This window comes from Methylophaga sp. UBA5088 (genome assembly GCF_002414625.1).
In the GTDB taxonomy this organism is placed as follows: domain Bacteria; phylum Pseudomonadota; class Gammaproteobacteria; order Nitrosococcales; family Methylophagaceae; genus Methylophaga; species Methylophaga marina.
In genome coordinates this window covers 1-563 of record NZ_DIAC01000002.1, presented here as the reverse complement: position 1 = coordinate 563, position 563 = coordinate 1, and the positions used below count along the sequence as shown (strand labels likewise).

Here is a 563-nt window from a genome sequence, read left to right as displayed (position 1 = left end):
CCTGCTGGGTGAAGACTTTAACTCTATTTTCAATTTTGAATTACAACCTTCTGGCAGTAATCAATCTCAACAACCGGTGTTAATTGGTAATAATGCACTGCCAAACACAGGCACCTTTGTTTACGAGTTTTTAAACAGTCGTTTGCGTGCCAATATCGAATTTCTGGAACGTAATAACCGTCTTAAAGTGCTATCTAATCCCATGGTGGTGGCCTCTAACCATCGTGAGGCAGAACTCTTTATTGGCCAGGAAGCCGTATTAACGCGCGGATTTACCTTTCAGTCAGCCACCATTGCCAATGGCATTGTGGTTTCTCCAGCTTATGTCGAAACAGAGACGGAGCTCGAAGAGATTGGTATTACTCTCAGAATTACCCCTCGTATTAATTCTGATAAAACCGTTGAGTTTGAGATTGAGCAAGAAAGTTCATCTATTGTGAATGGAGGTGGGTCGATTCCTATTGTTGATGATAGCGGTAATGCCCTTGAACTACCCATCGATACCATTGACACATCACGCCTGACAGGCACGGTCATGGCCAAAGATAACTTAACCGTAGCCA

General features: G+C 43.3%; 1 pseudogene. It reads left to right on the top strand.

The features are described 5' to 3' along the window. Positions 1-563: pseudogene (locus tag B4K20_RS00190) on the top strand (hypothetical protein); the annotation flags it as partial.